General features: G+C 39.3%; 21 protein-coding genes. 17 read left to right on the top strand and 4 right to left on the bottom strand.

The window, feature by feature from the left end; translation table 11 throughout:
* Window positions 1-5: 5 nt before the first annotated feature.
* From H4K35_RS05735 to H4K35_RS05690, 10 genes are all read left to right on the top strand, one after another.
* Entirely contained in the window at window positions 6-956 is a 951-nt protein-coding gene (locus H4K35_RS05735) for a hypothetical protein (RefSeq protein WP_182626425.1), read from the top strand.
* Window positions 949-1,782, top strand: coding sequence for a hypothetical protein (locus H4K35_RS05730; protein ID WP_182626424.1), 834 nt, complete (start codon window positions 949-951; stop codon window positions 1,780-1,782). The genes H4K35_RS05735 and H4K35_RS05730 overlap by 8 nt, the downstream gene beginning before the upstream one ends.
* The gene (locus H4K35_RS05725; RefSeq protein WP_182626423.1) at window positions 1,779-2,990 is read left to right on the top strand and encodes a DUF4350 domain-containing protein; all 1,212 of its coding nucleotides are present in this window, start codon (window positions 1,779-1,781) and stop codon (window positions 2,988-2,990) included. Before H4K35_RS05730 ends, H4K35_RS05725 begins: the two co-directional genes overlap by 4 nt.
* A 96-nt stretch (window positions 2,991-3,086) precedes the next feature.
* A complete protein-coding gene (locus H4K35_RS05720; protein ID WP_182626549.1) occupies window positions 3,087-4,094 on the top strand; it encodes a MoxR family ATPase in 1,008 nt (335 codons plus the stop codon).
* A gap of 12 nt (window positions 4,095-4,106) precedes the next feature.
* A complete protein-coding gene (locus H4K35_RS05715; RefSeq protein WP_182626548.1) occupies window positions 4,107-5,426 on the top strand; it encodes a DUF58 domain-containing protein in 1,320 nt (439 codons plus the stop codon).
* A gap of 3 nt (window positions 5,427-5,429) precedes the next feature.
* Window positions 5,430-6,227, top strand: a complete 798-nt coding sequence (locus H4K35_RS05710; protein WP_182626422.1) for an RNA methyltransferase — start codon at window positions 5,430-5,432, stop codon at window positions 6,225-6,227.
* Between the two features lie 220 nt (window positions 6,228-6,447).
* On the top strand, window positions 6,448-7,080 hold the full coding sequence (locus tag H4K35_RS05705; RefSeq protein ID WP_182626421.1) for a hypothetical protein: 633 nt from the start codon (window positions 6,448-6,450) through the stop codon (window positions 7,078-7,080).
* Between the two features lie 178 nt (window positions 7,081-7,258).
* Window positions 7,259-9,475: a bifunctional (p)ppGpp synthetase/guanosine-3',5'-bis(diphosphate) 3'-pyrophosphohydrolase gene (locus H4K35_RS05700; protein WP_182626547.1), complete on the top strand. Its 2,217-nt coding sequence runs from the start codon at window positions 7,259-7,261 to the stop codon at window positions 9,473-9,475.
* Between the two features lie 100 nt (window positions 9,476-9,575).
* On the top strand, window positions 9,576-10,034 hold the full coding sequence (locus H4K35_RS05695; protein ID WP_182626420.1) for a Fur family transcriptional regulator: 459 nt from the start codon (window positions 9,576-9,578) through the stop codon (window positions 10,032-10,034).
* Between the two features lie 34 nt (window positions 10,035-10,068).
* A complete protein-coding gene (locus H4K35_RS05690; protein ID WP_182626419.1) occupies window positions 10,069-11,340 on the top strand; it encodes an adenylosuccinate synthase in 1,272 nt (423 codons plus the stop codon).
* 99 nt (window positions 11,341-11,439) lie between these two features.
* Here H4K35_RS05690 and H4K35_RS05685 read toward each other — a convergent pair whose 3' ends face one another.
* Window positions 11,440-12,750, bottom strand: a complete 1,311-nt coding sequence (locus H4K35_RS05685) for a DUF2235 domain-containing protein (protein WP_182626418.1) — start codon at window positions 12,748-12,750, stop codon at window positions 11,440-11,442.
* A 1,021-nt stretch (window positions 12,751-13,771) separates the two neighbouring features.
* Between H4K35_RS05685 and H4K35_RS05680 the strand changes: the two genes are divergently transcribed.
* From H4K35_RS05680 to H4K35_RS05660, 5 genes are all read left to right on the top strand, one after another.
* Window positions 13,772-15,379: an OstA-like protein gene (locus H4K35_RS05680; RefSeq protein ID WP_182626546.1), complete on the top strand. Its 1,608-nt coding sequence runs from the start codon at window positions 13,772-13,774 to the stop codon at window positions 15,377-15,379.
* A 12-nt stretch (window positions 15,380-15,391) separates the two neighbouring features.
* A complete protein-coding gene (locus H4K35_RS05675) occupies window positions 15,392-16,585 on the top strand; it encodes an aspartate aminotransferase family protein (protein ID WP_182626417.1) in 1,194 nt (397 codons plus the stop codon).
* 31 nt (window positions 16,586-16,616) lie between these two features.
* Window positions 16,617-18,014, top strand: a complete 1,398-nt coding sequence (locus H4K35_RS05670) for a lipopolysaccharide assembly protein LapB (RefSeq protein ID WP_182626416.1) — start codon at window positions 16,617-16,619, stop codon at window positions 18,012-18,014.
* Between the two features lie 53 nt (window positions 18,015-18,067).
* The gene (locus H4K35_RS05665) at window positions 18,068-18,823 is read left to right on the top strand and encodes a shikimate dehydrogenase (protein WP_182626415.1); all 756 of its coding nucleotides are present in this window, start codon (window positions 18,068-18,070) and stop codon (window positions 18,821-18,823) included.
* Between the two features lie 137 nt (window positions 18,824-18,960).
* The gene (locus tag H4K35_RS05660) at window positions 18,961-20,856 is read left to right on the top strand and encodes a DUF349 domain-containing protein (protein WP_182626414.1); all 1,896 of its coding nucleotides are present in this window, start codon (window positions 18,961-18,963) and stop codon (window positions 20,854-20,856) included.
* A 114-nt stretch (window positions 20,857-20,970) separates the two neighbouring features.
* On the opposite strand, the gene H4K35_RS05655 is transcribed toward H4K35_RS05660, so the two are convergent.
* Window positions 20,971-22,173, bottom strand: a complete 1,203-nt coding sequence (locus tag H4K35_RS05655) for a hypothetical protein (protein WP_182626413.1) — start codon at window positions 22,171-22,173, stop codon at window positions 20,971-20,973.
* 210 nt (window positions 22,174-22,383) lie between these two features.
* On the opposite strand from H4K35_RS05655, the gene H4K35_RS05650 reads away from it, so the two are divergent.
* Window positions 22,384-22,749 (top strand): four helix bundle protein, encoded by a 366-nt coding sequence (locus H4K35_RS05650; protein ID WP_182626412.1) that lies wholly within the window; start codon window positions 22,384-22,386, stop codon window positions 22,747-22,749.
* A gap of 185 nt (window positions 22,750-22,934) precedes the next feature.
* Here H4K35_RS05650 and H4K35_RS05645 read toward each other — a convergent pair whose 3' ends face one another.
* Together H4K35_RS05645 and H4K35_RS05640 are read right to left on the bottom strand one after the other, a co-directional pair.
* Window positions 22,935-23,666: a DUF6796 family protein gene (locus H4K35_RS05645; protein WP_182626411.1), complete on the bottom strand. Its 732-nt coding sequence runs from the start codon at window positions 23,664-23,666 to the stop codon at window positions 22,935-22,937.
* A 28-nt stretch (window positions 23,667-23,694) separates the two neighbouring features.
* The gene (locus H4K35_RS05640; protein ID WP_182626410.1) at window positions 23,695-25,095 is read right to left on the bottom strand and encodes an MATE family efflux transporter; all 1,401 of its coding nucleotides are present in this window, start codon (window positions 25,093-25,095) and stop codon (window positions 23,695-23,697) included.
* A 202-nt stretch (window positions 25,096-25,297) separates the two neighbouring features.
* On the opposite strand from H4K35_RS05640, the gene H4K35_RS05635 reads away from it, so the two are divergent.
* On the top strand, window positions 25,298-26,293 hold the full coding sequence (locus H4K35_RS05635) for a helix-turn-helix transcriptional regulator (protein WP_255492372.1): 996 nt from the start codon (window positions 25,298-25,300) through the stop codon (window positions 26,291-26,293).
* The last annotated feature ends 50 nt before the right edge of the window (window positions 26,294-26,343 follow it).

The raw sequence follows: 26,343 nt of genomic DNA, 5'->3' as shown, positions 1-26,343 counted from the left end.
TTGCTATGTTTATACTATTTCAAAAACGCGACTTTAATGCGCTTCTTAGTGACACATTTACCTTCTTAAAAGTAGAAGGAAAAAACTATTTTAAACACTTTTTAAAGCTGTGTGGCATTCCACTATTTTTGGTCTTGATCTTTATTTATCTATTGGCCGATATTGGGGTAACTTCTGCCGTATCTGCCAATGCCTATACTGGAGCCACTCCGGAGAGCATCTTTACAGAAATATTCTCCGAACACTGGGGAATGGGACTTCTTGCCCTAGGTGGCTTATTCATTGTAGCCCTTATCATGGGAATCATTTGCTACTCCTACCCTATCCTTTACTTAAAAAATCTGGCTACAGCAACAGATCAACCCGTTGATCAAAACAGTATCGGTAAACAAATTAAAAATCAATTGGGACAAATCATCGTGTTCTTCTTAGGGACATCCTTTATTATTTTACCTTTGGTCATGATCATGTTCTACATTTCTGTCCTCCTCGTATTTTTACTTGTTGGAATTCCTATCTTGATCTTCATGTTACCGACAGTGTATGCTGTACTAACCCTTGCGTTCTATGAATACCTAACGAGAAATGTGGGCTTCTTTACCGCATACGGAAATGCCATCAAATACGTGCGTAACAACTTTTGGTCCATCATTGGAAATACTTTCATTTTCTATATTATCACTTCCCTAATTACTTTTATTCCTTCCTTCCTTATACAGTTGCTTATCGTAGGAGGAGGTATGTTCTTTGACCCTCAAGTTTCGGACAGCCAAATCATGACTTCTGCAGTTACTTGGGGTATTGTTCTCCTTTATTTTGTGTACATTATTTTAGGAACATTGGCACAGAACATCATGTTTATTAACCAGGGGATTATCTTTTATAGCGAAAGAGAAAAAGAAGAAAACTTCTTCACTAAACGTAAAATCGACAGTATTGGTTCAAATAATGAATAAACGCTTTTCTATTTCCTTCTTTTGCTTCATTTCCTTCTTCTTGTATACTCCTGTACTGCAAGCACAAGAATCAGAAGACGATTGTAGTGATTGTCCGAAAACAGAAGAAGTAAACGTACATCAGGCAGAACGCGACACAACCAAAGTTGCATCCGACGCCCTGTATCTATTACGCGATACGGACGGAACCGTCTATGCCAAGAAATTCGAAGAAAAATTCAAGCAGAAATACAAAGGAAAAGAAGCGTTTACCTATGAGGAAACTGAAAAAAAAGTAGGTGTATTAGAGCGCATAAAACAAGCGATTGTCGATTGGATCAACCGCAATTTCTCTGCTAAAATTGGAGAAGAACTCAGCAATAATTACTACGTAATTTTCTTGCGCGTTCTCGGTTTTGTCGCGCTTGGACTTATCCTGTACTACCTCGGTAGAGCATTTGTCCAAAAAGATATCTATTGGCTATTTAAAAAGAAAAGCAAAGGCATTAGTGCTGTGGAAGATTTGTCAACAGAAGATTTTAAATCTACCGATTTTGAACAGCTCATCACCGATGCTATACAACAAGAACAATACCGCTTGGCTATTCGACTGTACTACCTTTGGTTGTTACAACGCCTACAAGTACAAGAAAAAATTACTTGGGCACCTGAGAAAACCAATGCGGACTATATGTACGAGCTCAAAGACAGCCACGACAAATCCCAATTCAGCTATCTCTCCTACCTCTACAATACAATTTGGTATGGCGAATACGAAATTAACGAAGAGGAATTTTACAAAGCGAAAAAATCGTTTGATGCTAAACTAAAACCAAGTAAACCATGAACAGCTCCTTAAAAAAGTTTGGCCTTGCACTAATGGTTTTAGTCACCTGTGTTTTCATTTACGAAAGTGGAAAGAAAAAGCCGTTGAGTTGGATTGAGACCTATGACAATCGGGATAAAAACCCCTATGGCTTATACATCTTGGATCAAGAGCTAGAAACATTGCTAGCACAAGATTCTATTTGGCATTTCACCACAGCGGTATATGATTTTCTCAATGAAAAACAATACGATACCCTACAACCCGTGAACCTCATTGTCCTCGAAGACAAAAATTATGATTTAGATCAATATACTGCGGCTTACCTCAAGGAGTTTATCGCAGCGGGGAATACAGCCGTAATCCTACAGAGCGATTTCAATAATGCATTCTTAGAAGCTTTTGGCCTGCATCGCATACAAGAGTATAGCTCAATCGAGAACAAAGAGGAATTCAGTACGGTTTTGGAATTGACCAACAATCAGGTAAGCAAGCAGAAATTCAGTATTCGCGCTAAGTCCTTTTCCAGAGGGTTTGAGCTTGCAGATAGCCTAAAAAACCAACTGGATGTCTTGGGATACAAAACCGTAGGAGACACGCTAAAACAAGTTAATTTAGTGAGATACCGAGAGGAAAAAGGACACTTAATTCTCGGATTAGACCCCATTATATTGACGAACTACTACCTGTTGAGAAGCAATAACCACCTCTATGCAGAAGGGGTATTCTCCTATTTACCAGAGCAAAAAACCTATATGTATGGGAGTTCAGCGGACAAGGCAGTAGAAAGCCGATCCCTCTTGCGCTTTATCTTTGCCAATCGGGAACTCAAATGGGCTTGGTACTTCTTTTTGTTTGGACTTATCGTATTTACACTGTTTACCGCCAAGCGAAAACAACGCATTATTCCGATCATAAAACCTCTGAAAAATACAACAGTACAGTTTACCAAAACCGTATCAAACTTGTATATTCAATCCAAAGACTACAGTGATTTAATAGATAAAAGCATTATTTACACCCTCGAGAAAATTAGGCGAAAATACTATTTGGACACAGCAGTTTTAGATGAGACCTTTGTCGAGCACTTTCACTTAAAAAGCAACAAAGACAAACAAGATATTCTCGCTTTTGTTCAATTTGTAACTAATTTTAGACGAGGAGGACAACCCGCTGTTGAAGCCGATCTTGTTCAATTAAACCGATTAACAGAAAAAATATTAGACTAAAATACTATGGAACATACACCTGAACATACACCTGAGCACGCGCCAACTGGCGAGAACAGCCCGATAACAGCATCGACATCCGAAGCGACAAATGAAATGACATCTCCAGCTATACCTCAAACGGAGATGGACAACCTCGCCTTTGAATCTCGCTTAGATCTAGGTCCTTTAGCAGAGAAAGTGAGCGCTATCAAACACGAGATCAGCAAAGTCATTGTCGGACAAAACAAAACCATCGACCGCATGCTAGTTGCCCTATTGGCCAATGGCCACCTGCTACTTGAAGGAGTACCTGGTGTTGCTAAAACCCTTACAGCCAAAGTACTGTCTCAAACCATTGATACAACATATAGTCGCATTCAGTTCACACCGGATCTAATGCCGTCTGATATTTTGGGAACCTCAGTTTTCAATATGCAAACCTCTACTTTCGACTTCAAAAAAGGGCCAATTTTCGCCAATTTAGTACTGATTGACGAGATTAACCGCGCCCCAGCTAAGACACAAGCTGCTTTATTTGAAGTAATGGAAGAGCGTCAAATTACCATTGACAACCTACAGTTTACTATGGATCAGCCTTTTTTGGTTATAGCAACCCAAAACCCTATTGAACAAGAAGGAACTTATCGCTTACCGGAAGCTCAATTAGACCGTTTCTTATTTAAAATAGATGTTGAGTATCCTACGTTGGAAGAAGAAATTAACATCTTAGTAAAAGAACACGACTTTGTAGACCAGGTAAAAACTGCACAAATCCAAAAAGTTATTAGCCCGGCAGAGCTAGTTGGTTTTCAAAAATTAGTCAAGCAGATTGTCGTTGAAGAAAAAGTAATGGAATACATCGCTAAGATTGTTCACAATACCCGTACGAACCCGATGTTATACCTCGGTGCTTCCCCCCGTGCATCCATTGCCATACTCAATGCGGCCAAGGGATATGCTGCCATCAATAATCGCGATTTTGTAACTCCTGAAGATATTAAAGAAGCCGCGTATCCAGTATTGACCCATCGCGTTATTGTATCGCCAGAACGCGAAATGGAAGGGGTAACCGCCCATGACATTATTCAGCAAATTGTAGAAACAATCGATATTCCGAGATAATAAGAGGCTATGATGAAACACCTTTTCTTACTCCAACGCGTATATTATGGATTCGGCATTGTCATTGTGCTGTTTATCCTCTCCTTTGTATTTCCCGTTTTATACCAAATAACATGGGGCGTTGTGGGCGTGGGACTCATCCTGCTTTTCGTTGATATCGTCGCTGTATTTTGGGGCAAAAACAAATTCACAGCTCAACGATATTTACCGGAAAAACTGTCGAATGGAGATGAAAACAAAGTGGAACTACAGCTTAGAAACGACTATCCTTTTCGGGTGTCTTGTGAAATTATTGATGAAATTCCCTTTCAATTCCAAGAGCGGGAGTTCAGCATTCACGAGCATCTCCAAGCCAAGCAAGAAAAAAAATTGCACTATACCTTAACGCCAAAAAAACGAGGGGAATATCACTTCGGAAGCTTAAATATCTACATCAGCTCTCCGTTGCAACTCATTGCTAAGCGCTATGTTTTTTCACAAGGACAAGCCCTTCCTTGTTATCCATCTTTCATACAGATGAGAAAATACGACTTGATTGCCTTTGCAAAAAACAAATATGCCTTTGGACTCAAAAAATTGAGAAAGATTGGCAATACCACAGAGTTTGAACAGATCAAGGAATACGTATCAGGCGATGATATACGCACCATCAACTGGAAGGCTACCGCCAAGCAAAACGCGCTAATGGTCAACCAATTTCTCGATGAAAATACAGAAACGGTGTACTCCATCATCGACAAAGGACGATTAATGCAAATGCCCTTTGACGGCATGACCCTCCTCGATTATGCCATCAACTCAAGCTTAGCCATTTCCAATGTAGTGCTAAAAAAGAACGATCGCATTGGTCTGTTGAGCTTTTCAAAAAAAGTAGAAAATACCGTTGCTGCCTCCAATAAAAGGACGCATTTACAACAAATTATCACTAGTTTATACAACTTGCAAACAAACTTTAGCGAGAGTGATTTTGGGTACTTGTACAGCACAGTCAAACAAACCATTACCCATAGGAGCTTGCTCTTGCTCTACACCAATTTTGAATCGCTTTCCAGTCTAAAAAGACAACTTCCGTATTTGCGTGCCTTGGCGAAAAGCCACGTTTTAGTCGTTATCTTTTTTGAAAATACAGACCTTAGAGCCCTCACAGAAAAACAAGTAAAAAATACAGACGACATAATAGACAAAATTATTGCGGAAAAATTTAACTTTGAAAAGCGATTAATCGTTAGTGAATTGACTAAATACGGTATACAGAGTATTCTGACAACTCCCCAAAACTTATCCATTGAAACGATTAATATGTATTTAAAAATCAAAGCAAAAGGGTTCTAAACTATGAGCATAAAAAAAATAGAAAGCACACAAAATCCACTGATAAAATCCATTTTACAATTACAAGAGAAGTCGAGAAATCGAAAGAAAGAAGGGCTTTTTATCATTGAAGGTGTGCGCGAAATCGAATTGGCACATGCTGGAAACTATCAATTGGAGACTGTTTTATTCTGTTCAGACATTCTGCCTTTCGATCAGGTAGCACCTTTTGTTGCATCGACTACTTCCTGTATAGAGATTACCAAAGACATCTACCAGAAATTAGCCTACCGCGATTCTACTGAGGGGGTCATAGCCTTGGCCCGTGTAAAAACCCATGCGTTAAGCGAGCTACAATTGCCGGACAACCCCCTTATCCTAGTGGCTGAAGCAACGGAAAAACCCGGAAATATAGGCGCTATGTTGAGAACAGCCGATGCCGCACATATCGATGCAGTAATTATTGCCAACCCCAAAACGGATTTGTACAATCCCAATATCATTCGTTCTAGTGTAGGTTGTCTGTTTACCAACCAAATTGCCGTAGGCACAACAGAGGAAGTCATTGCCTTTTTGAAACAACAAGGCGTTTATACCTATGCTGCTACTTTGCAAAACTCATGCAGCTACCACACCCAAGACTATACCCAGCCCACCGCTTTTATCGTGGGAACAGAATCTACAGGACTAACAGCAGCTTGGCGGGAAAGCAGTACTCAAAACATCATTATTCCCATGAGTGGAACCATAGATTCGATGAATGTATCTGTTGCTGCCTCTATTTTGTTGTTTGAGGCAAAACGACAACGCAATTTCAACTAACAGTTGAAAAGCTACTTATTGCCTCAAAAAAATAAACTTTGGCATAAGAAATTGTCATAGATGTGAACTATTTATCATTCTTCACCGCAATAATAGAACAAGATTGCCGTTTTAGTAAAAAGAATTAAAATGTTAATCTCGCTTTGTAGAAAGTATTTTTTAATTATATTTGATTTTTATTAAATTTTCCTTAACATTTAAAACTTAACTAAGCAGTGATATGAAAAGAAGCAACGCATTATTCAAATTATTCATCCTTACTATACTCCTTTCCTTTACTAATGTCGCTTTTGCACAGTATAATTACGATCAACGCCTACACTACAACTACCCGTGGAAAGTAAACGTACAAATGAGTATGTTAAACAATAATTTCGATTGGGATGATGTTGCTAATTTTGATGAATTGAAAGCCGCTTCTCTACCTAAATTTTCTGTTGAATACTATGCAGGAAAAAACATTAGCTTTAAACTTGGGCTATTGTCTAGCGAAGTTAAAGCGGATGATTTGGTTAATGGAAAACTAGCCAAAGACAAATTTAGTGTACTTGCTGTAGATGCAACTATGGTGTACAGTTTAGGAGGATTGATTAATATTCCGATTGTAGATCCCTACGTGCAAACAGGATTGGGTTACACTCATTTCAACAAAGACGACAAAGCCATGTTTAACTTGGGTGGTGGGGTTAATATTTGGCTTTCAGACACCAATTTATTCAAAACGGGACAATTCAATCGCGATTTGTTGATTAATCGCTTTGGTTTGAACCTAGAAGTACTAGGTAAAAAGAACCTTAGCGGAGGACCTGGAAGTAACCTACAAATCAATGGAGGGGTCTTCTTTGTATTCTAGAACAATATAAAGCAAACATAGCAAGGCGACTAGTTCAACAACTAATCGCCTTTTTTGTTTTACTCCTCTTTTTGTCCCCCAAAAGCCTTTTTTAAGCCGGTGTAGGCTTGTCCCAAATCGCTTGCATATACGCGGTTTTTTTCTTACTTTTAAAGTATGTTATTTGATTAATAGTAGTATGACAGAAGCTGAGATTGAATTAGAAAATAAAGCAATAGCAAAAGAATATAAAGAGTTACTGAAAATCAGTTACCAAACTTTATCCGATGCTGATAAAAAGTTAATTAGAAAAGCATTTGACGTTGCCGTTGAAGCACATAAGGATCAACGCAGAAAATCGGGAGAGGCCTATATCTTTCATCCGATTGCTGTTGCCAAGATAGTTGCTTCTGAAATTGGATTAGGTGCTACCTCCATAGCAGCGGCATTAATGCACGATGTTGTGGAAGACACCGAGATCACCGTAGAGCAAATCGAAGAGTGGTTTAACCCCAAAATAGCTAAAATTGTGGAGGGCTTGACCAAAATGGGAATGCTCGAGCCTGATTCTCATATTTCCATGCAAGCGGAGAACTACCGCAAAATGTTGTTGACCTTAAACGACGATGTTCGCGTGATTCTCATCAAGATTGCTGATCGCTTGCACAATATGCAAACCATGGAGAGTATGGTGGATTACAAGCAGGCAAAAATTGCCTCAGAAACGCTGTATATCTATGCTCCACTCGCCCATCGTTTAGGCTTGTTTAACATCAAAACCAAACTCGAAGACTTGGGGTTAAAATACACCGAACCTGAGGTGTATCAGGACATCGTCCTCAAAATGAAAGAAACCAAAGAAGAGCAAGAAGCTTATATTAAATCCGTTTCTGACATTTTGCGCGAATCCCTCGATGAAGAACACATCGAATACTCCATGAAAGGCCGTCCGAAGTCGATCTATTCCATCCGCCGAAAAATGAAGGCGCAAAACGTAACCTTTGATGAAGTATACGACAAATTCGCCTTGCGTATCATATACAAATCCACACCACACGAAGAGAAATTTATTGCGTGGAAGATTTACTCTATTGTAACGGATCACTTTCGCCCTAGCCCTAGCCGCTTGCGCGACTGGATTTCATCCCCTAAATCGACGGGATACGAAGCCTTACACATTACAGTTATGGGCCCGAAAGGGCGTTGGGTTGAAATCCAAATCCGCAGTGAACGCATGGATGAAATTGCAGAACAAGGCTATGCTGCACATTACAAATACAAACAAGGGGTTACAGAAGAAAACAGCCTAGACCTCTGGTTAAACCAACTCAAAGAAGCCCTCGAAAACGCGGAAACAAATGCCGTAGATTTCGTTGAAGATTTCAAACTGAGCCTATATGCTAAAGAAATTTATGTCTTCACCCCAAAAGGAGAGATTAAATCCCTTCCTAAAGGGGCGACTGCCCTAGATTTTGCCTTTTCTATTCACTCAGAAATAGGCTTAAAAACAAGGGGAACACGCGTAAATGGACGCCTTGTGCCTTTAAACCACATCTTGTCTAGTGGGGATCAAGTCGAAATCATTACCTCCGAAAACAAAAAGCCGAACGTCAACTGGTTAGACTATGTCACCACGAGTAGAGCCCGCAATAAGATTAAGAGTTCACTAAACGAAAACACCAAGAAAATTGCAGACGAAGGAAAAGAACAATTGCAGCGCAAGCTCAAACACCTAAAAATCAATTTGGACGAAAACACCGTGAACGAAATGGTGAACTACTTCAAACTAAAAACGAGTCAAGATTTGTTTTACCGCGTAGGTGCTGGATTAATTGATAACAGCCAACTCAAAGAGTACGCGGCAAAACGCAACAATACGCTGTTCAATTTTTTCAAGAAAAGCATCAAACGCGCGCCTTCTGTTCCTGTACATCAAGAAACAGAAGACAAGAACGCATTGGATTTACTGGTATTTGGCAAGGACAAAGAGAAGCTAGATTACAAACTAGCCACTTGTTGTAATCCCATCCCAGGCGATGATGTTTTTGGTTTTGTCACGATTAACGAAGGAATAAAAGTACATAAAACAGACTGTCCAAACGCCATTAGTATGCGTTCGAACTACGCCTACCGCATCCTGCAAGCCCATTGGGTCGCTTCTTCAACTTCCTTCAATTTTGAAGCAACCATCAATATTACAGGATTGGATTCTGCCGGTTTAACCACTGAAATCACCAAAATCATTATGCAGAGTAAAGCAGTCAACATCCGAAGTATTGCCTTGAGTGAAAACGCAGGACTATTCAAAGGTTCCATTACCGTTATCGTTCCAAATAATGATATTCTGAAAAAAATGATTGCCAATATTAAGAAAATCGAAGGCGTTGACAAAGTGACAAGAGTAAACACCAATTAAATTCAACCAATTGTTGTATCTTTAATTTATAAAACATAATCAATTAATTAATTTTCTCACAAGAGAAAATACAACTATATTTGCATTTTAGTATTTAGTTATGGGAAGCGAGAATAATCAAGAAATAGTAAAAAACGTATTCACTAAATTTTTAGAGGAGAGAGGTCATCGAAAAACACCGGAGCGATACGCTATTTTACAAGAAATTTACGATAGTGAAGAGCACTTTGATATCGAGTCATTGTATATCAAAATGAAAAATAAAAACTATCGTGTTAGTAGAGCTACGCTGTACAATACTATTGAAATTTTATTAGAGTGTGGCTTAGTTCGCAGACATCAGTTTGGACAAAACCAGGCACATTACGAGAAATCTTATTTTGACAAGCAACACGACCACATCATTTTAACGGACACCGGAGAAGTGATTGAGTTTTGTGATCCTCGTATTCAAACCATTAAAAAAACAATAGAAGATATTTTTAACATTGAGATTCACAACCACTCCTTGTATTTCTATGGAAATAGAAAAGCGAGTGAAGAAGAATCTGAATCCTAACACAACTAATTTAAAACTTTAACAACACAAAAGAATGGCAGTAGATTTACTACTTGGCTTGCAGTGGGGTGATGAAGGTAAGGGAAAAATCGTGGATGTCCTTACTTCAAAATACGACATTATTGCACGCTTTCAAGGTGGACCAAATGCAGGACACACTTTAGAATTTGACGGAATTAAACACGTTCTTCGCACAATCCCTTCAGGTATTTTTCACAAAGACTCAATCAACATCATCGGAAACGGTGTGGTTATTGATCCTGTTGTTTTCATGAAAGAGATTGAAGGTTTAGAGCAATTTAACATTGATTTTGTCACTCGACTATTGATCTCTAGAAAAGCGCATTTAATTCTTCCGACCCACCGTTTACTTGATGCTGCTTCTGAAGCTGCAAAAGGCAAAGCAAAAATCGGATCGACCTTAAAAGGAATTGGCCCTACCTATATGGATAAAACAGGTAGAAACGGTCTTCGTGTTGGTGATATTGAATTAGAGGATTTCGAACAAAGATACCGCGCATTAGCTGACAAACATGAATCGATGATTCAGTTCCACGATGTGGATATGCAATACAACTTAGCTGAATTAGAAGAAGAATTCTTCCAAGCAGTTAAAGAATTGCGCAAATTAACTTTTATTGACAGTGAAGAATACTTAAATAGCGCTTTAAAACAAGGAAAAACCATCCTTGCTGAAGGAGCTCAAGGTTCTTTATTGGACATTGATTTTGGAACATATCCATTCGTTACATCTTCAAATACAACAGCTGCTGGTGCATGTACTGGTTTAGGTATTGCCCCTAACCGCGTGAAAGAAGTATTTGGAATTTTCAAAGCGTATACAACTCGTGTAGGTAGCGGTCCATTCCCTACTGAATTACACGACGAAGTTGGTGCAACAATGGCTAGTGTAGGTAGAGAATTTGGTTCTGTAACAGGACGCGCTAGACGATGTGGTTGGTTGGATTTAGTAGCATTAAAATATGCTGTTGAAGTAAACGGAGTAACAGAGCTTTATATGATGAAAGCCGATGTTTTATCTGGTTTCCAAAATCTAAAAGTATGTACAAAATACAAGTACAAAGGGGAAGTTATTGACTATCTACCATACAATATTGAACCTGAAAACGTAGAGCCAATCTATGAAGAAATCAAAGGTTGGAACGCTGATTTAACAGGGATGACCTCTTACGATCAATTGCCAATGGAACTAAAAGAGTATATTCAATTCATTGAAAATTACCTTGATGTACCTGTGAAAGTTGTTTCTGTAGGTCCTGATAGAACACAAACAATCGTAAAATAAAAAGTAAAAACCACTTCTTTCGAAGTGGTTTTTTTTTCACATCAACGCATATAAACAACGAATCAATGTACTTGCCCAGTTGCAGATTTACACGAGTAACTACCCGTAAATAACCTTGCGATGCCAGTCTTTATTATTGGGCGCATTGACGTTGATGAGACTCATTCCAAAGGCATTCTCAATAACCTCTAAATTAAAGGAGTCGAAATTCTCATTAGGATGTTCTGCTTTTACACGTTCAATCTCCGCTTTTAAGGCGTCCAAATCAAAAGTATTCTGCGTTAGATTGATATCCGTTGTACTTTCAATTTTTCCGTAATTGGATGAAATATGTGTAGAATAAGCGAGATTTTCATAGTCGTAATTAGGACCGAGATTAGGAGTGCCAGACTGAATATAGGTAAGCAAATCGCTTTTCAATTTGGCCAAACTTGGAGAGAGTTCACTAGGCGTAAAGTCAAAAATAGTCAGATTGGCCGACGTATTGGAATAGGACGCCATCACTTCAAAATACACTTGTGTCATATCAATAGATACGGAATCCCTTCTCGTCAGCAAATTAGCCGCTGCTTCCGTGCCTTCGATAGTCACGTTACTCGCCAGTAATGATTTCCAGATTGAATTTTGAACATCATTTTCAAAGTGGTCTTTCACCGTATTTTGCATGCGTTGCCAATCCGTTAAAAGGCTGTCAGAACTCGCCTTATTAAGGTTGAGAACGAGTCTTTCAGCACCAGCAGTATAACCACCTCCAACATCAGCATGTGCACCAGGAACAAAAATTTCTTTTATATTAGCTGTTGCTACATTGTTTTTGATATTGACCAACTCACTATTGTCTTGCTCGACAAATATACTGGTCAGCGGAAAATAGTATCTCGCCTCATTGATGGCGGTCAAATGTAGAATTTGGTCAATTTTCGCTAGCTCTTCTGTGGTATAATGAATCTTTGGCGAGTCAAAAATGAGGGATACTACCGTATCAAAAATACCTAGAAAACGAATTCTAATATTGGGGTATTCTAGGGCTCTTTTAGCAAAATCGCGTGCTAAGGTTGCCCCTCTACTAAAACCGTACACCACTAAATCAATATCATCGGCTTCGTGTAATTTTTGAAAGGCCTTTAAAAAGTTCAATGCTCGTTCCAGTTTATCGCTATACGAATAATCAGTATAACCAATTGGATTGGCCCCCGTTGCTTTTGCCCAATTCGAATCATCCATATTATCGCGTGTTCCAACGCCTTCAATATATATTCGATCGGCTAATACGCAAGCTTCGAAAAGTGAATTAATAGAAGTGAAGTTGCCAAATTTAGTAGCATCACGTCGTGAATTTGTTCGGTTATTCCCTGTGCCATCAAAAAAAATACTTCCTGTAACGCGTTGTTTTGCTTGTTCGTCTTTCATAATAGTTAAAATTTAAGTTGCGCTTGGCCCAGCGCGGTCCTCACCACCTATACAAAGCCAATCTCCTCCACCTGAGGCGAAGCAAATCAAGCCTTACAGATCGCAAAATACTAGACCGAAGCGCTGCATTAGAAATCCACTAAGCCTATATTGCAATAAACCCAGAGAAGTCATGCAAACCAACAACCCTAGCTGCAGTCTAAAGGAGTCATTTGCACCCGTATGAACCCTTGGCTGAATGCGTACACTAGCCAGCGGATTTCTTTCGTTAAAAAATAATTGATGTAGTCTTTCCTAAGGTAAGTAAGCTAGCCTCCTTAGGCTCTTTGAGGAAAAGCCTCAATATGCGTTTAGCATTCAGTCCTTGCTAAATCCAATAAAAGTAAACGGATCCCTCTCATGAAAAAGGACAATCTCCCTTCGAATTTAGCTCTCTGCGTTTTTAATCATCATCCGTTTACTGCGGAAAATTCAACAAATTTCATACCACTTTTTGGGGTATGAACTGTAGAAAGTCAAACCACCAACGAACGATCGAAAAACACTTCTCCCTGCTTTTTCCTTGATTTTTGGATGCCTATCCACACTTCCGCCCTAACTTTCTCCATGCTCCCACACCTTCCCCTACTCTATTTTTAGATAGGCTTCGAACTCCCTTTGACAAGACCACCGCAACCCCTTGTAAAACCATAGGTGACGCGAACATCGCTCAAACAAAACCAAAACGACAATAAGCAATCAACCTACAGCGATGATATTTGACCATTTTTTAAACGATAGGAAATCCCCTATGGTGGAGAAAGGTTAGGCAAGAAAAGCCAAAATGCTAAGCAAAGGTATTCTCAGGTGTTTTATACCTAGTAAGACAAGGAGTGAATGTTCAACGGACACAGAGAAGAACGAAGGATTAGGGATAACCCATAATTTATTCTAAAGGCAAATATAACTTCGTATATTTTGTGTAAATTTGAAAAAAAATATAGACTTGAGAACATTCTATTTCTTTATCCTATTGACGCTAATGGGCTTTTCTAGTTATGGTCAAGATAAAAACAAGATTATTATTCATCATGCAGATTTGTCGGATCGCAATCAAACAGAGCTGCCCGATGCAACGTTGTTAAGGGGAAATATTACAGCAGAACACAACGGAATTATTCTAAACTGTAATACCGCTTATTACTTTGAGAAAGAGAACTACATCAAACTATTGGGTGATGTGAGGATGAATCAAGGTGATACCCTATTCTTGGACAGTAAATATGCCGAATACAATGCCATCAATGGATTTGCGTATGCAGAAGGAGATGTTATCGTGCGTTCGCCAGATTCAACTTTAGAAACTGATACGTTGCGCTTTAATCGCAATGAGAATTTGATTTATTACAATACGCCTGGAACGATTGTCAATAAGGGAAATACCTTAAAAAGTCAATCGGGAAAATACTTTTTAACGGAGAAGAAATTTCAATTTTTCACGGCGGTTACCATTACGACAACACAAGGAACCATTGTCAAGTCCAACCATTTGGACTTTTATGAAGTTCCAGAGCACGCCTATGTATTTGGTCCATCGACCATTACCAATGAAGGCGATTATATCTATACTGAAAATGGGTATTACGACGTCAAGCACGACTTGGGCAAGATGGTCAAGAACTCCTATATTTGGTATGATCAGCGGAAGATTGAAGGAGATTCCATCTATTATGATAAGCGCATTGAGTTTGCTTCGGCAACCAATCACGTCCGCGTCACAGACACCATCAACAAATCAAAAATCACAGGGCATTATGCCGAGTTATACAAGCTACAAGACTCGATGTATGTCACTAAAAAGGCCTTGGTCAGCATGTTGACGGAAGAAGGAGATTCCGTTTACTTTAGCGCCAAGCGCATTGTGCTAACGGGTCCAGAAAAAGATCGGATCATCCGCGGTTACCACGATGCACGCATTTTTCGCGACAGCATGAGCGGTAAAGCCGATTCCATCCATTGGAGTGAAAAAATAGGCTTAACTCAAATGATTGGGCGTCCTGTGCTTTGGAATGGCGATAGTCAAGTAACGGGTGAAGTGATGCATCTTTTGAGCAATCTAGAAACCAAACAAATGGATTCGCTCAAAGTATTAAACAACGCGTTTATCGTTGAGAAAGACACCCTAGGCACCGGTTATAACCAGGTGAAAGGCGTTAACTTATACGGCAAATTTGTAGACAATAAGCTCAGTGAATTAGACTTGGTGAAAAACGCAGAGATGATTTACTATGCCTATAATGAAAAAAATGAATTTATCGGCATTGACAAAGGCATATGCAGCCATATTAACGTGGGCTTTAGCGAAAATGAAATTAGCAGTGTTACGCTATTTGTCTCCCCTGAAAGTCAGCTCTACCCTGATCATATGTTACCCGAGAATGCTCGATTCCTCAAGGATTTTATTTGGAGAGGCGAGGAGAAAATCAATTCGTTAGCCGATATTTTCAGCGAGGAAGAAGTCCAAGATGAAATAGATCAGAAAGAAGAGCGATTGCAAAAACAAAAGGATGCGAATGAGCCGATGGAGATTCAAAAAGAAACATTAGCTCCACAACAACCATCCCCTAAAACCAAAGTAGAGAAAAAATAAGGTTGAATAAACATGAAAGAAGATTTTTTTAAATACCAAGCACAGACTTCACCGAATCCGTTGGCCATGGAAATTTCCCACGCCAAGGGTTCCTACATATACGACAAGAACGGAAAAGCATATTTAGACTTCGTAGCGGGTGTTTCTGCCTGTACGTTGGGGCATCAGAACCAAAAGGTCAACGATGCGATTAAGGCACAGCTAGACAAATATTCACACGTTATGGTTTACGGGGAATACATTCAGGATCCTGCTGTAGAATTTTGTAAACTACTAGCCGAGAACATTCCTGCTCCGCTGAATAAAACCTATCTCGTAAATTCTGGTACAGAAGCGACTGAAGGCGCGCTGAAGTTGGCGAAACGCGTAACTGGCAGAAGCCAGTTGATTTCGTGTTTTAACGCTTACCACGGCAATACGATGGGTTCCATGAGTGTAATGGGGTTTGAAGAGCGCAAGAGAGCGTTCCGCCCACTTTTACCCGATGTAGATTTCATCCACTTCAACAGTGTGGAAGACTTGGAAAAGATCACGACGCGTACAGCGGGAATTATTTTGGAAACCATTCAAGGAGGCGCAGGATTTGTAGAGCCTTTTGATGGGTTTTTAACTAAAGTAAGAAAGCGCTGTGACGAAGTTGGCGCTTTGATGATTGTCGACGAGATTCAACCAGGATTCGGCCGTACAGGAAAGCTATTTGGCTTTCAGAACTACGACGTTGTTCCGGATGTAATCGTTATGGGTAAAGGAATGGGAGGTGGAATGCCTGTTGGGGCTTTTACTGCTAGCGATGCGCATATGAACCTCTTGTATGACAACCCAAAATTTGGACATATCACCACCTTCGGCGGTCACCCCGTTATTGCTGCTGCGAGTTTAGCAACCCTGAAAGAACTCGTGGAAACCGATATTATGGCACAAACATTGGTGAAAGAACAGCTATTCAGACAGCTACTCGTTCACCCGTTGATCACCGAAATTAGAGGACGAGGATTGATGATCGCTCCAATGACCCCTAGCAGTGATATTACCAACCGCGCCATCGTAAAATGTCAAGAAAAAGGACTAATTTTGTTCTGGCTTCTGTTTGAAGGAAAAGCAATACGCATCACTCCACCGTTAACCATTAGCGAAACGGAAATAAAAGAAGGATGTGCCATCCTATTAGAAGCTTTAGATGAAGTTCAAAAAGAGTTAGGCTTATAGCTTTTTTTAATTAACGCACTAAAACAAAGCAATGGATTTCAATAAAAACGAAGAAGAAGAAAACAATTTATCACTTGCTCGTTTTGAGTCAATGCTCAAAACCAATAAGATCTTGTTTTTCGATTCGGAAGAGTTTGAAAATATCATCCTACATTACCTGGATTCAGGTAAAGTAAACTTGGCCAAAAAAGCGCTAAAATTAGCTTTGGACCAACACCCTACTTCGATTGGATTAAAATTAGTGGAAGTAGAAATATTAATTTTTCAAAATAAATTAGAAGCGGCGGATCGCCTGCTAGATGAAATAGAACACGTAGAGCCTCACAATGACGAGATCTACATTCACAGAGCGAGTATTTACTCCAAAAAAGGCAACCATCTCGAAGCCATTAGCGCTTTAGAAAAAGCGTTGACGATTACCGAAGATTTGGCTGATATCTATTCTCTTTTGGGCATGGAGTATCTCTTTATTGACGAAATTGAAAAAGCAAAACAGAGCTTTATTCTGTGCTTAGACAATGACGATGAAGATCAATCGACTTTGTATAACATCGTGTACTGCTTTGACTTTCTCAATGAAATAGAAGAAGCCATTGACTACTTAAACTCGTTTATCGACAAAAATCCGTATAGTGAAATCGCTTGGCATCAGCTAGGCAGACAATACTATGCGTTGAAGAATTACGAAAAAGCCGTTTGGGCATTCAACTATGCGACCTTAATTGACGAACAGTTTTTGGGCGCTTATTTGGAGAAGGGCAAATCGCTAGAGAAATTACAACAACACCAAGAGGCGATTGACAACTATATGATTACCTTAGAGTTGGACGCACCTTCTTCTTATGTATTATTGCGCATTGGGATTTGCTATGAAGTCCTTAACAATTTTCCTTTGGCTATTCAGTACTACAAGAAAACGGTACACGAAGATCCAATGCTCGACAAAGGATGGATTGCCTTAACAGACATCTACATCAAGGAAAGTCAGTTTGACAAAGCCCTTGTGACCTTGCAAAAAGCCATTCAAATTGATGAATTAAACGAGCGATACTGGGTTCGATACGCTGTGCTCAACCGCAACTTACTCCAATTCAAAGAAGCGGAATTGGGCTATAGAAAAGCGACCGAACTGGGCGAGTATATCTTGGATTACTGGATTGATTGGGCAGATATCTTATACCTTTTGGAGGAATACGATGATGCCATTGATAAATTGTATCAAATTGAGAGTACACATCCCAATACAGCGGAGATATACTATCGATTAGCCGTTTTTCACCTCGCTAACAACAATAGCGAAGAGGCACTCGTTTGGTTAGAGCAAGGATTGACTACAGATGCAGAAAAAGTTTCGCTTATAGCAAACTTATTTCACACCCAATGGGAAAATCCGATTCTACAACAAGCCATAAAAGATTTCACTAAATAAAAGAACAGCTATTCACTTGTCTGAATAGCTGTTTCATTATAATACCTTGTGTTATGATTAAGAGACAATATGGATTAATTGGCAAAGACATTACTTATTCTTTCTCACAAAATTACTTTAGCGCCAAGTTCAAACAGCTGGGCCTGACAGACAGTGTCTACAGCAACTTTGACCTGGCTAAAATAAGCCAATTTAGCGACCTTATAGAGCAGCAAGACAACCTAAAAGGGTTGAATGTTACTATTCCCTACAAACAGGCTATTATCCCTTATTTAGACAGTTTATCTAAAAAGGCAAGGCAAATTGGTGCAGTGAACACCATTCGCATTACCAAGAAAAACAAACTAAAAGGGTATAATACCGATTGGTATGGGTTTTATCACTCGCTTAAACCCCTGCTGAAAAAGCAGCATACACATGCGTTAATTTTAGGTACAGGAGGAGCGAGCAAGGCGGTTGAATTTGCTTTGAAAAAATTGGGGATTACCTATAAGTTTGTGAGCCGAACCAAGCAAGATAATGAGTTTACCTACGAGGACCTCAACCAGGAGATCCTCACCCAATATTCGTTAATCATTAATACGACGCCCTTAGGAACCTTTCCACAAGTAGAGGACAAACCTGCTATTCCCTATGAATTTCTGACCGATCAACACTTGGTGTATGATTTGATCTACAATCCCGAAAAAACCGCCTTCTTGCGCCTTGCAGAAGCCCAAAAAGCCACGATCAAAAACGGAGGGGAAATGTTAGCTCTACAAGCAGAAAAAGCGTATAAAATATGGTCTAAGCGTTTTCAACAAGATTAATTTTGTAAAATCGGGGTTATTTATTACGTATTAATCCGCTTATTTCCTTTTACTTTAGATATTTTTTACTAAATTTGAGAATATAAGAAATATCCTAATCGAGGATTATTGTTGTTAATTATAAGATTTTTATACCTATGTTAGAACACAAGAATGAAAACCTGCACGAGCTAGCAGATGGACAAAATCCGGAATCAACTACCCCGACTTCTGCACACCTTGCTGAACGAGAAAAAGCTCTAGATTCCATTACTGCATCAAATGCTGAGGAAGGCGAAGACAATGACGTGCACGAAAAGAACGACATCGCGATCCTAGATTATGAAAAGCTGGATATGGAACAACTCACGGCAGAGTTGCAAAAACTTATTCAAACCTATAAAATCACCAATATTAAAGATATTGTCGAAGATATTAGAAAAGAGTTCTACCGACAATTCAATGATTTTATAGAAGAGAAAAAAGAAGCATTCTTAGAAGAAAACCCTGAGGCATCTGCTAGTGATTTTGACTATAACTTTCCGTTAAAAGCAACTTTTGACGCTTTGTACAACGACTTCAAGACGAAGAAAAATGCTTATCACAAAGAACTGCAAAATAATTTAACCGCAAACTTAAACAAGCGCTTACATATTATTGATCGCATCAAAGACCTCGTCGATACTAGCGAAAACAAAACCGATGCTCTTAAACTCTTAGGAGATTTGCGCGATGAATGGAAAAATGCAGGAGCTATTCCAAAAGATAAATACAATCACGTTTGGAATAACTATCACTTCCATATCGAGCGTTTTTACGATCAATTACACCTAGATAGAGAGTCTCGAGATCTAGACTTTAAATACAACTTGGATCAAAAGCAAAAGATTATCCAACGCGCAGAAGAATTACTTAAAGAAGATGACGTAATCAAAGCGTTTAGAGAACTTCAAACTTTACACCGTATTTGGAGAGAAGAGATCGGACCAGTAGATCGTGAAATTAGAGAAGAAATATGGGAGAAGTTTAGCGACTTAACCAAACAATTACACGATAAACGCGAGCTGTTATTTGAAAATTTAAGAGAAGGAGAAAAAGAAAACCTAGGCTTAAAAGTTCGAGTGATCAGTCAAATTGATATGTTGTCCAAACAAGATATTACTTCCCATACGCAGTGGCAAAAGGAAATCAAAAAAGTAGAAGACTTGCGCAATCAGTTTTTCTCAATTGGAAAAGTCCCTCAAGAAAACAATGAAGAAGTATGGGCTTTATTCAAATTAGCAACGAGAAACTTCAATGCAAACAAGAATAAATTCTACAAAGACCTCAAAAAAGTACAACAAAAGAATTATAACGAAAAGCAAGCGTTAATCGAAAAAGCCTTAAAGTACAAGGACAGCGAGGACTACGATAAGGTAACGCCAATTATGAAGCAAATTCAAGAGGATTGGAAGAAAATTGGTCATGTGCCAAGAAAGTATTCTGATCAATTGTGGAAGGACTTCAAAGATGCTTGTAATTTTTATTTCGACCGCCTACACGCTGTCCGCAATAACGAGAATCAGGAAGGAAATGAAAACTACAACAAGAAAAAAGAATTCTTAGAGGAGCTTAAATCTTTTGAGTTAGTGGGCGACCATAAAACAGATTTAGAAGCTATCAAAGAGAAAATAAACAGTTGGAAAAGCATTGGAAACGTGCCACACAACAAGCGTTTTATTGAAGGGAAATTCAACAAAATACTGGATGTTTTATTCGATAAATTAAGCTTGAGTAAAAGAGAAGCTGAATCGATGAAGTTTTCAAATCGCTTAGATGATTTAGTAGAAACAAATGACAAGCGCAAGCTACAGCAAGAAGCCCTATTTATTCAACGCAAAATTGAAGAAATACACAGTGGCATCTTACAGCTAGAAAACAACCTAGCTTATGTATCCAACGCAACCAAAGACAATCCTCTAGTAAAAGAAGTGTACAAGAACATCGAAAAGTACAGAGATGAATTGAAAATTTGGGAAGACAAACTACAACAGATTAAAAATCTAGATATGTAAAAACAAAAAGCTGGTTGAATGACCGGCTTTTTTTTTGGGTTTGTATTGAGAGATAGGAAACTCATTTTCTCATCAGCTCACCCAATCACACAAAAGCAAAAACAGCGACAACTGTCAACCTTTAAAATACCCTTTGAGGATCCCTCCTACTCCCAAGGGAAGTAAGAGCGAGAACCAAAACAGCGCTATTGCATAGGTTCCACTATCGAGGATTAACAACCTAAGAAATTGTTGGGTCCCTTGTAGTCCCAATACTGCTTCAGTAGAAACAAATCCAACGAACAAGCAGATACATCCCATTTTGGTCCATCTGTTGAGAGCTAATTTGCCTTCTTCTATCAAAAGAGCCACACCTAAGGCCGTAAATATCCCCAACATATTCAAGTGGATGAATCCGACGATCCAGCTACGTAAACCGCGTAAGGAAGCTGCTAGACTTTCAACGAGGGTGAGGACTTGAACCCCTATTCGAATCGCTAAACAAACGCCAGCAAACAACAGTAATCCAGCAACCCAGGGCGTTTTTTTACGCTGTTTCACTCGAAATTGCTGAAACAATGGTGGGATAAAATACCCTAAAGCAATTGTTTGCAACACCACTCCCACTCCATTGATATAGTACAATACTGGCACTTGGACGAACCAGCTAACAGCTAATGCATACGTTAAAAGAACGGAGGTAATCCACATAAAGTAAAAGCGATTAAACCGTTGATTATCGATGCCTTGGGGGACAAATTTCGCAAATAGAAGCGCAATAAAAGCAGTGAAAAACCAACCGTCAAACTGAAAGTGTAAGAAAAATTGGATACACAGTTGAAAAAAAGTACCAGATTTCCCCATCATGCCAATGGCGGGTCCTAGAAACCACACCCCTAAAGTGGAAAAAAACATAAAAAACAGGGCTGATTTCACCAAGAGAGCCTCTTGCCTATTGGCGAAAGAGTTACGGGTCCAAAGGCGATAAACAAAGCCATAGGAGCACAAAATATGCAAGGTAGAAAAACAAATCGAAGCAGCTGCATACCCCTGAAAGGGAAAGGTTAGCGCCATTCCGATAACTGCTACTTGGGTGATCCAAAACAAACGTCGGTAAAATTGATGTTCCTTGGGGGTATGAGGTGCGAAATACGCTGCGAATAACACATAGACCAACAGGTACAACCAACCGAGTAAGGCAAGATGAGAGTGGGCGTGTAAGACGTACAAAAAAGTGATCCCTTCAATGGGAAAAACAAAAGTGCTCCGCAGTAAAACCCCCAATAAAGCAGCAATTAAAAAATTGAAGAAGAGTATTTTATAGTAGATGGATTTCATGTGTTGCACAATAAGAATAGGTCATACTAAGGTAAGCATCTTCTTGTGGACCTGAAAATTTTAGCAGTCTTTTCTTCTCTCGTTACTAGTGGAAAGATTTGGAATATGCGAAGTGAATAGTGAGTAGTGAGTGGTGAGTGGTGAGTGGTGAATAGTGAGTTGAAATTTTTTGGCTTACAATTTGTAATATGATTCCAAAAATTTTAAGCCATGAAAACACATAAAGATTTAGAAGTATGGGTTATGAGTATAAATTACGTGAGTGATATATATAAATTAACCAATAGCTTCCCAAAAACTGAGTTGTATACTTTAACTAGTCAAATAAGAAGAAGTGCAGTATCAATCCCTTCCAATATAGCAGAGGGAAGTGCGAGAGGGAGTTATAAAGAATTTATCCGGTTTTTATACATAGCCTTAGGAAGTTTAACTGAATTAGAAACTCAATTAATAATTGCTACAAATCTAAAGTTAGCTGCAATAGATGACCTGTATTTTAATCAATTGATAACCATTAAAAAAATGATTTTAGGTTTGATAAGATCAATGAAAAATAAAATAGTGAGTGGTGAATAGTGAGTGGTGAATAGTGAGTAGTGAGTAGTGAGTACCACTCACCACTCACCACTTACCACTTACCACTTACCACTTACCACTCACCACTCACCACTTACCACTTACCACTTACCACTTACCACTTACCACATACCACTTACCACTCACCACTCACCACTTACCACTTACCACTTACCACTCACCACTTACAACAAAGGAGACTGGTTTTTTGCTCGTTTGTAATAATAGGCAGTAAGTAAAATAAAGAAGATTAGATAAGCGATATTAAATCCTGCGGCACTAATCCACGCTTTTAAAAGTCCGTCGGGCAGCATAATTTTGATGGGTTGTTGGTAGAGGGTAATAAATACGGGAGAAATAAACCCTATCCATTTAGGCAGTACTGTTTTATTGAGAAATACGAGAATCGAAAACAGCAACCACCCCAATAACAACACGACAATAGCCGTTCCCCAGGCGATGTAAAGCACTTGGGTAAACCCGGTAGCCATTTCGATCAAATAGGGATGTGCACTAGGATCTGTGTGATAAATTGCTTTAAACGCTTCTCCTGTATAGTAAAAATCGGCATGTCCTAAAGGCATCAATACCACGCTGATTATCAGGATAAAATAGGTTAACCAGGCGTAAGGTTTAGATTTATCTTTAAAGAATTGAAAGGCTAACCACACCCCGGGCAAGAACAAAAACGCCGACATAGCAGGTAAAAGGGCGCCCCACATCAGGCGTTGAGAAGAGCCTTCGATCATCAGCAAGGCTAAGGTGTGATCCAGTTGATCGACATAGGTTTCGGTAAATAATGGATACTTGGCAGGGTCTACGTGAAACCCTACAATGAGGATATCGCCAATAACCCAAAGGATGGACGCGATAATACTCGAAATAAAAGACCATTTAATTTTTGTTGAATCATTCATGTTTACAATATTAGAGTTTAAAATAAGTTTAAGATTTGATTTCTTCCGCAGGTATGGGTACAACCATAGGAGATTTGGATAGTAATATCGCTTTGGTTTTGAGTTTTTTTGCACTGCGGATCACGGCGAAGATGACGAGTGCGAAGATGACCCAATCAATCGCGGCGCTTGCCCAATACACACTACTGATTCCATAGATAGGAGGTACAATAAGGAGAATGGGAATATAAAACACCACTTGGCGGAGCAGGCTAATCAAGGTAGCGGGTTTAGCATCTTCAATTGAGGGGAACCACACCATCGCCATAAATACAAAGGGCAAAACTAGGAGCACACTCATGTACAAACGGAAATCGAACAATTGTTGAGGTAAAAATTCTACGTTAGGGATCATCACCGCTAGCAAACCTGAAGGAAAGAGCATAACTAAGATCCAAAAGGGCAAAAGAACTGCTAATCCAACGAGGGAGAACAAGCGATAGGCCCGTATGCTTCGATCGTAGTTTTGGGCTCCATAGTTCATTCCTGCTACGGGTTGTAAGGCGCGCATCAAGCCCCAAAGGGGGGTATTCAACAAAATATAGAAACGATTAACCGCGGTATAAAAGGCTATATCTCCATCCGTTCCATAGTTGGCCAACGCATTGAAGGCGACAATATTTTGGATGACGATCATCACCATCATAATAAAACCGGGCATTCCCAAAGCAAATGTTTCTTTTATGATGGAATTGTTGGGCTGTAACGACCAGAATCTCGTTTGGAAAGAAGCTTTTCCGCCAGCATAATACCATATACCTAGAAGGGTGTAGATCAACATGGAACAATTCGTTGCCCAGGCAGCACCTGCAACACCCCAACCAAGGGTGGATATGAACAAGGGTTTTAACGCCAAATCCACTAGAAGTCCAACAGCAATCATCCAGGCTGCAGTTTTCATGCGCCCTTCTGCCCTTACGATCATATTGAGTGCCAAACCGTGAATCCAGAAAAAGCTTCCCAAAATGGTTACTCGAAAATACTCTACACCAAGGGAGAGGATTTCCCCTCGTCCTCCCATCATATACACGAGTTCTTCTGCAAAAATATAACAGGGAATCGTCAAGGCAATTGAAAAAACAAGGGTTAAGTAGTTTACAGATCCCATGGCTTTTTTGAGCTTATCTGTGTCTTTTGCACCAATCCAAATGCTTATAGCCGAACCAATTCCCGTTCCGATTAACGTTCCGAATCCCTGGGCAAATTGCGCTAAGGGATAAGCAACTCCCACAGCAGCCAAGGCTGTATTACTCACTAGATGTCCGACAAATAAGCCATCTAAAAAATTGTTTAAACCGTATAAAACCATAGCTACAATAGCGGGCCAAGCCAATTGTATCATAACTTTGGGTAATTTTCCAGCCAAAATGAGTTCTCTTTGTTTATCCATCCTTATGTAGTTTTAAAATTGTACTAATATGTTCGAATGCAAGCTTCTATTTTCCATTTTCATTTGTGAAACGGGAAAGATAAATTTCTTTATTTATTAAGAATCATTCTAAACAATTGTTATATTTGCGCAAAGGTAATGGCTAACGCTCACCTCTATGTTTCAAATACGGAGTAAAAAATCCGTCAAAAAAAATGATCTTATGGCGATGACGTTGCGTTTGTACGATTTAAAACACAAGCATACTTTAGTAGAGAAAAACTATCCGACCTCTTTTTTTGATTTGGAAGAAGGGGGTATAAAAGAACATACCACTTATTTAGATTCTGTTCTAGGAAAGGGGTTCTACAAGGAAATATACTTTGATGGGGTGCATATTGGTTTTGGAGATGTTCGCCTAGCCAAGGCGTTGCACTTGGGGTTTGAAAGCAATTTTGAAACCATTGAGATGCACTTTACCCTCAAGGGAAAGAGCACGGCTCACACCAGTCAATTTGACAAGGATATTAGTTTTAGTGCCCATTCGCACAATTTGTTATATACAAATGGTTTAGGTGGCAAAATGCAATGGGATGCTCAACCTTTTCAGCTGTGTGAAATCAACCTAAGACCTGATTTCTTTACGCGATATTTGCCTGAGGACCACCCGCTTTTTGCTCAATTCCGAAATGCCATTGAAAAGGGAAAATCGAGTTTGCTCCATCCACAACACTACCAAATCAATCATCAGATGTACCAGCTCATCGAACAGATTATCACCTGTGAGAAGAAAGGAATGTTTAAGCGGTTATTTCTAGAAGCTAAAGTCATCGAACTATTGCTCTTGCAACTAGAGCAATTCTATGGGGACGAACCCTATAAAGGATCGTTAAAGCAAACCGACATCGATAGGATATATGCCGTTCGAGATTATATGATGCAAAATTTAGACAGCACCCAATCATTACTTGGCCTTGCCCATCAGGTGGGAACCAATGATTTTATATTAAAAAAGGGCTTTAAAGAACTATTTGGCACGACGGTATTTGCTTTTTGGGCACATGAAAAAATGGAACATGCCAAGGACTTACTCTTGGATGAGGTCCTAACGATAAGTGAGGTTTCCGAGCGCATTGGCTACAAGAATCAGCGCCATTTCTCAACTGCATTTAAAAAGAAATACGGTTTTTCACCGAGTGAAATCCAAAAAGGGCAATAGGATAGCCTGAAAAGTAAAAAAAGGATAGCTGCACCTGTGCAAATATCCTT

The sequence above is a fragment of the Myroides sp. NP-2 genome (genome assembly GCF_014145665.1).
GTDB lineage: Bacteria > Bacteroidota > Bacteroidia > Flavobacteriales > Flavobacteriaceae > Flavobacterium.
This window is presented reverse-complemented; position numbering and strand designations above follow the sequence as displayed.

Excerpts from the sequence above, each read along its gene's own strand:
- H4K35_RS05735 (WP_182626425.1), top strand. The coding sequence starts at position 6 with ATGTTTATACTATTTCAAAAACGCGACTTTAATGCGCTTCTTAGTGAC.
- H4K35_RS05730 (WP_182626424.1), top strand. The coding sequence starts at position 949 with ATGAATAAACGCTTTTCTATTTCCTTCTTTTGCTTCATTTCCTTCTTC.
- H4K35_RS05725 (WP_182626423.1), top strand. The coding sequence starts at position 1,779 with ATGAACAGCTCCTTAAAAAAGTTTGGCCTTGCACTAATGGTTTTAGTC.
- H4K35_RS05720 (WP_182626549.1), top strand. The coding sequence starts at position 3,087 with ATGACATCTCCAGCTATACCTCAAACGGAGATGGACAACCTCGCCTTT.
- H4K35_RS05715 (WP_182626548.1), top strand. The coding sequence starts at position 4,107 with ATGAAACACCTTTTCTTACTCCAACGCGTATATTATGGATTCGGCATT.
- H4K35_RS05710 (WP_182626422.1), top strand. The coding sequence starts at position 5,430 with ATGAGCATAAAAAAAATAGAAAGCACACAAAATCCACTGATAAAATCC.
- H4K35_RS05705 (WP_182626421.1), top strand. The coding sequence starts at position 6,448 with ATGAAAAGAAGCAACGCATTATTCAAATTATTCATCCTTACTATACTC.
- H4K35_RS05700 (WP_182626547.1), top strand. The coding sequence starts at position 7,259 with ATGACAGAAGCTGAGATTGAATTAGAAAATAAAGCAATAGCAAAAGAA.
- H4K35_RS05695 (WP_182626420.1), top strand. The coding sequence starts at position 9,576 with ATGGGAAGCGAGAATAATCAAGAAATAGTAAAAAACGTATTCACTAAA.
- H4K35_RS05690 (WP_182626419.1), top strand. The coding sequence starts at position 10,069 with ATGGCAGTAGATTTACTACTTGGCTTGCAGTGGGGTGATGAAGGTAAG.
- H4K35_RS05685 (WP_182626418.1), bottom strand. The coding sequence starts at position 12,750 with ATGAAAGACGAACAAGCAAAACAACGCGTTACAGGAAGTATTTTTTTT.
- H4K35_RS05680 (WP_182626546.1), top strand. The coding sequence starts at position 13,772 with ATGGGCTTTTCTAGTTATGGTCAAGATAAAAACAAGATTATTATTCAT.
- H4K35_RS05675 (WP_182626417.1), top strand. The coding sequence starts at position 15,392 with ATGAAAGAAGATTTTTTTAAATACCAAGCACAGACTTCACCGAATCCG.
- H4K35_RS05670 (WP_182626416.1), top strand. The coding sequence starts at position 16,617 with ATGGATTTCAATAAAAACGAAGAAGAAGAAAACAATTTATCACTTGCT.
- H4K35_RS05665 (WP_182626415.1), top strand. The coding sequence starts at position 18,068 with ATGATTAAGAGACAATATGGATTAATTGGCAAAGACATTACTTATTCT.
- H4K35_RS05660 (WP_182626414.1), top strand. The coding sequence starts at position 18,961 with ATGTTAGAACACAAGAATGAAAACCTGCACGAGCTAGCAGATGGACAA.
- H4K35_RS05655 (WP_182626413.1), bottom strand. The coding sequence starts at position 22,173 with ATGAAATCCATCTACTATAAAATACTCTTCTTCAATTTTTTAATTGCT.
- H4K35_RS05650 (WP_182626412.1), top strand. The coding sequence starts at position 22,384 with ATGAAAACACATAAAGATTTAGAAGTATGGGTTATGAGTATAAATTAC.
- H4K35_RS05645 (WP_182626411.1), bottom strand. The coding sequence starts at position 23,666 with ATGAATGATTCAACAAAAATTAAATGGTCTTTTATTTCGAGTATTATC.
- H4K35_RS05640 (WP_182626410.1), bottom strand. The coding sequence starts at position 25,095 with ATGGATAAACAAAGAGAACTCATTTTGGCTGGAAAATTACCCAAAGTT.
- H4K35_RS05635 (WP_255492372.1), top strand. The coding sequence starts at position 25,298 with ATGGCGATGACGTTGCGTTTGTACGATTTAAAACACAAGCATACTTTA.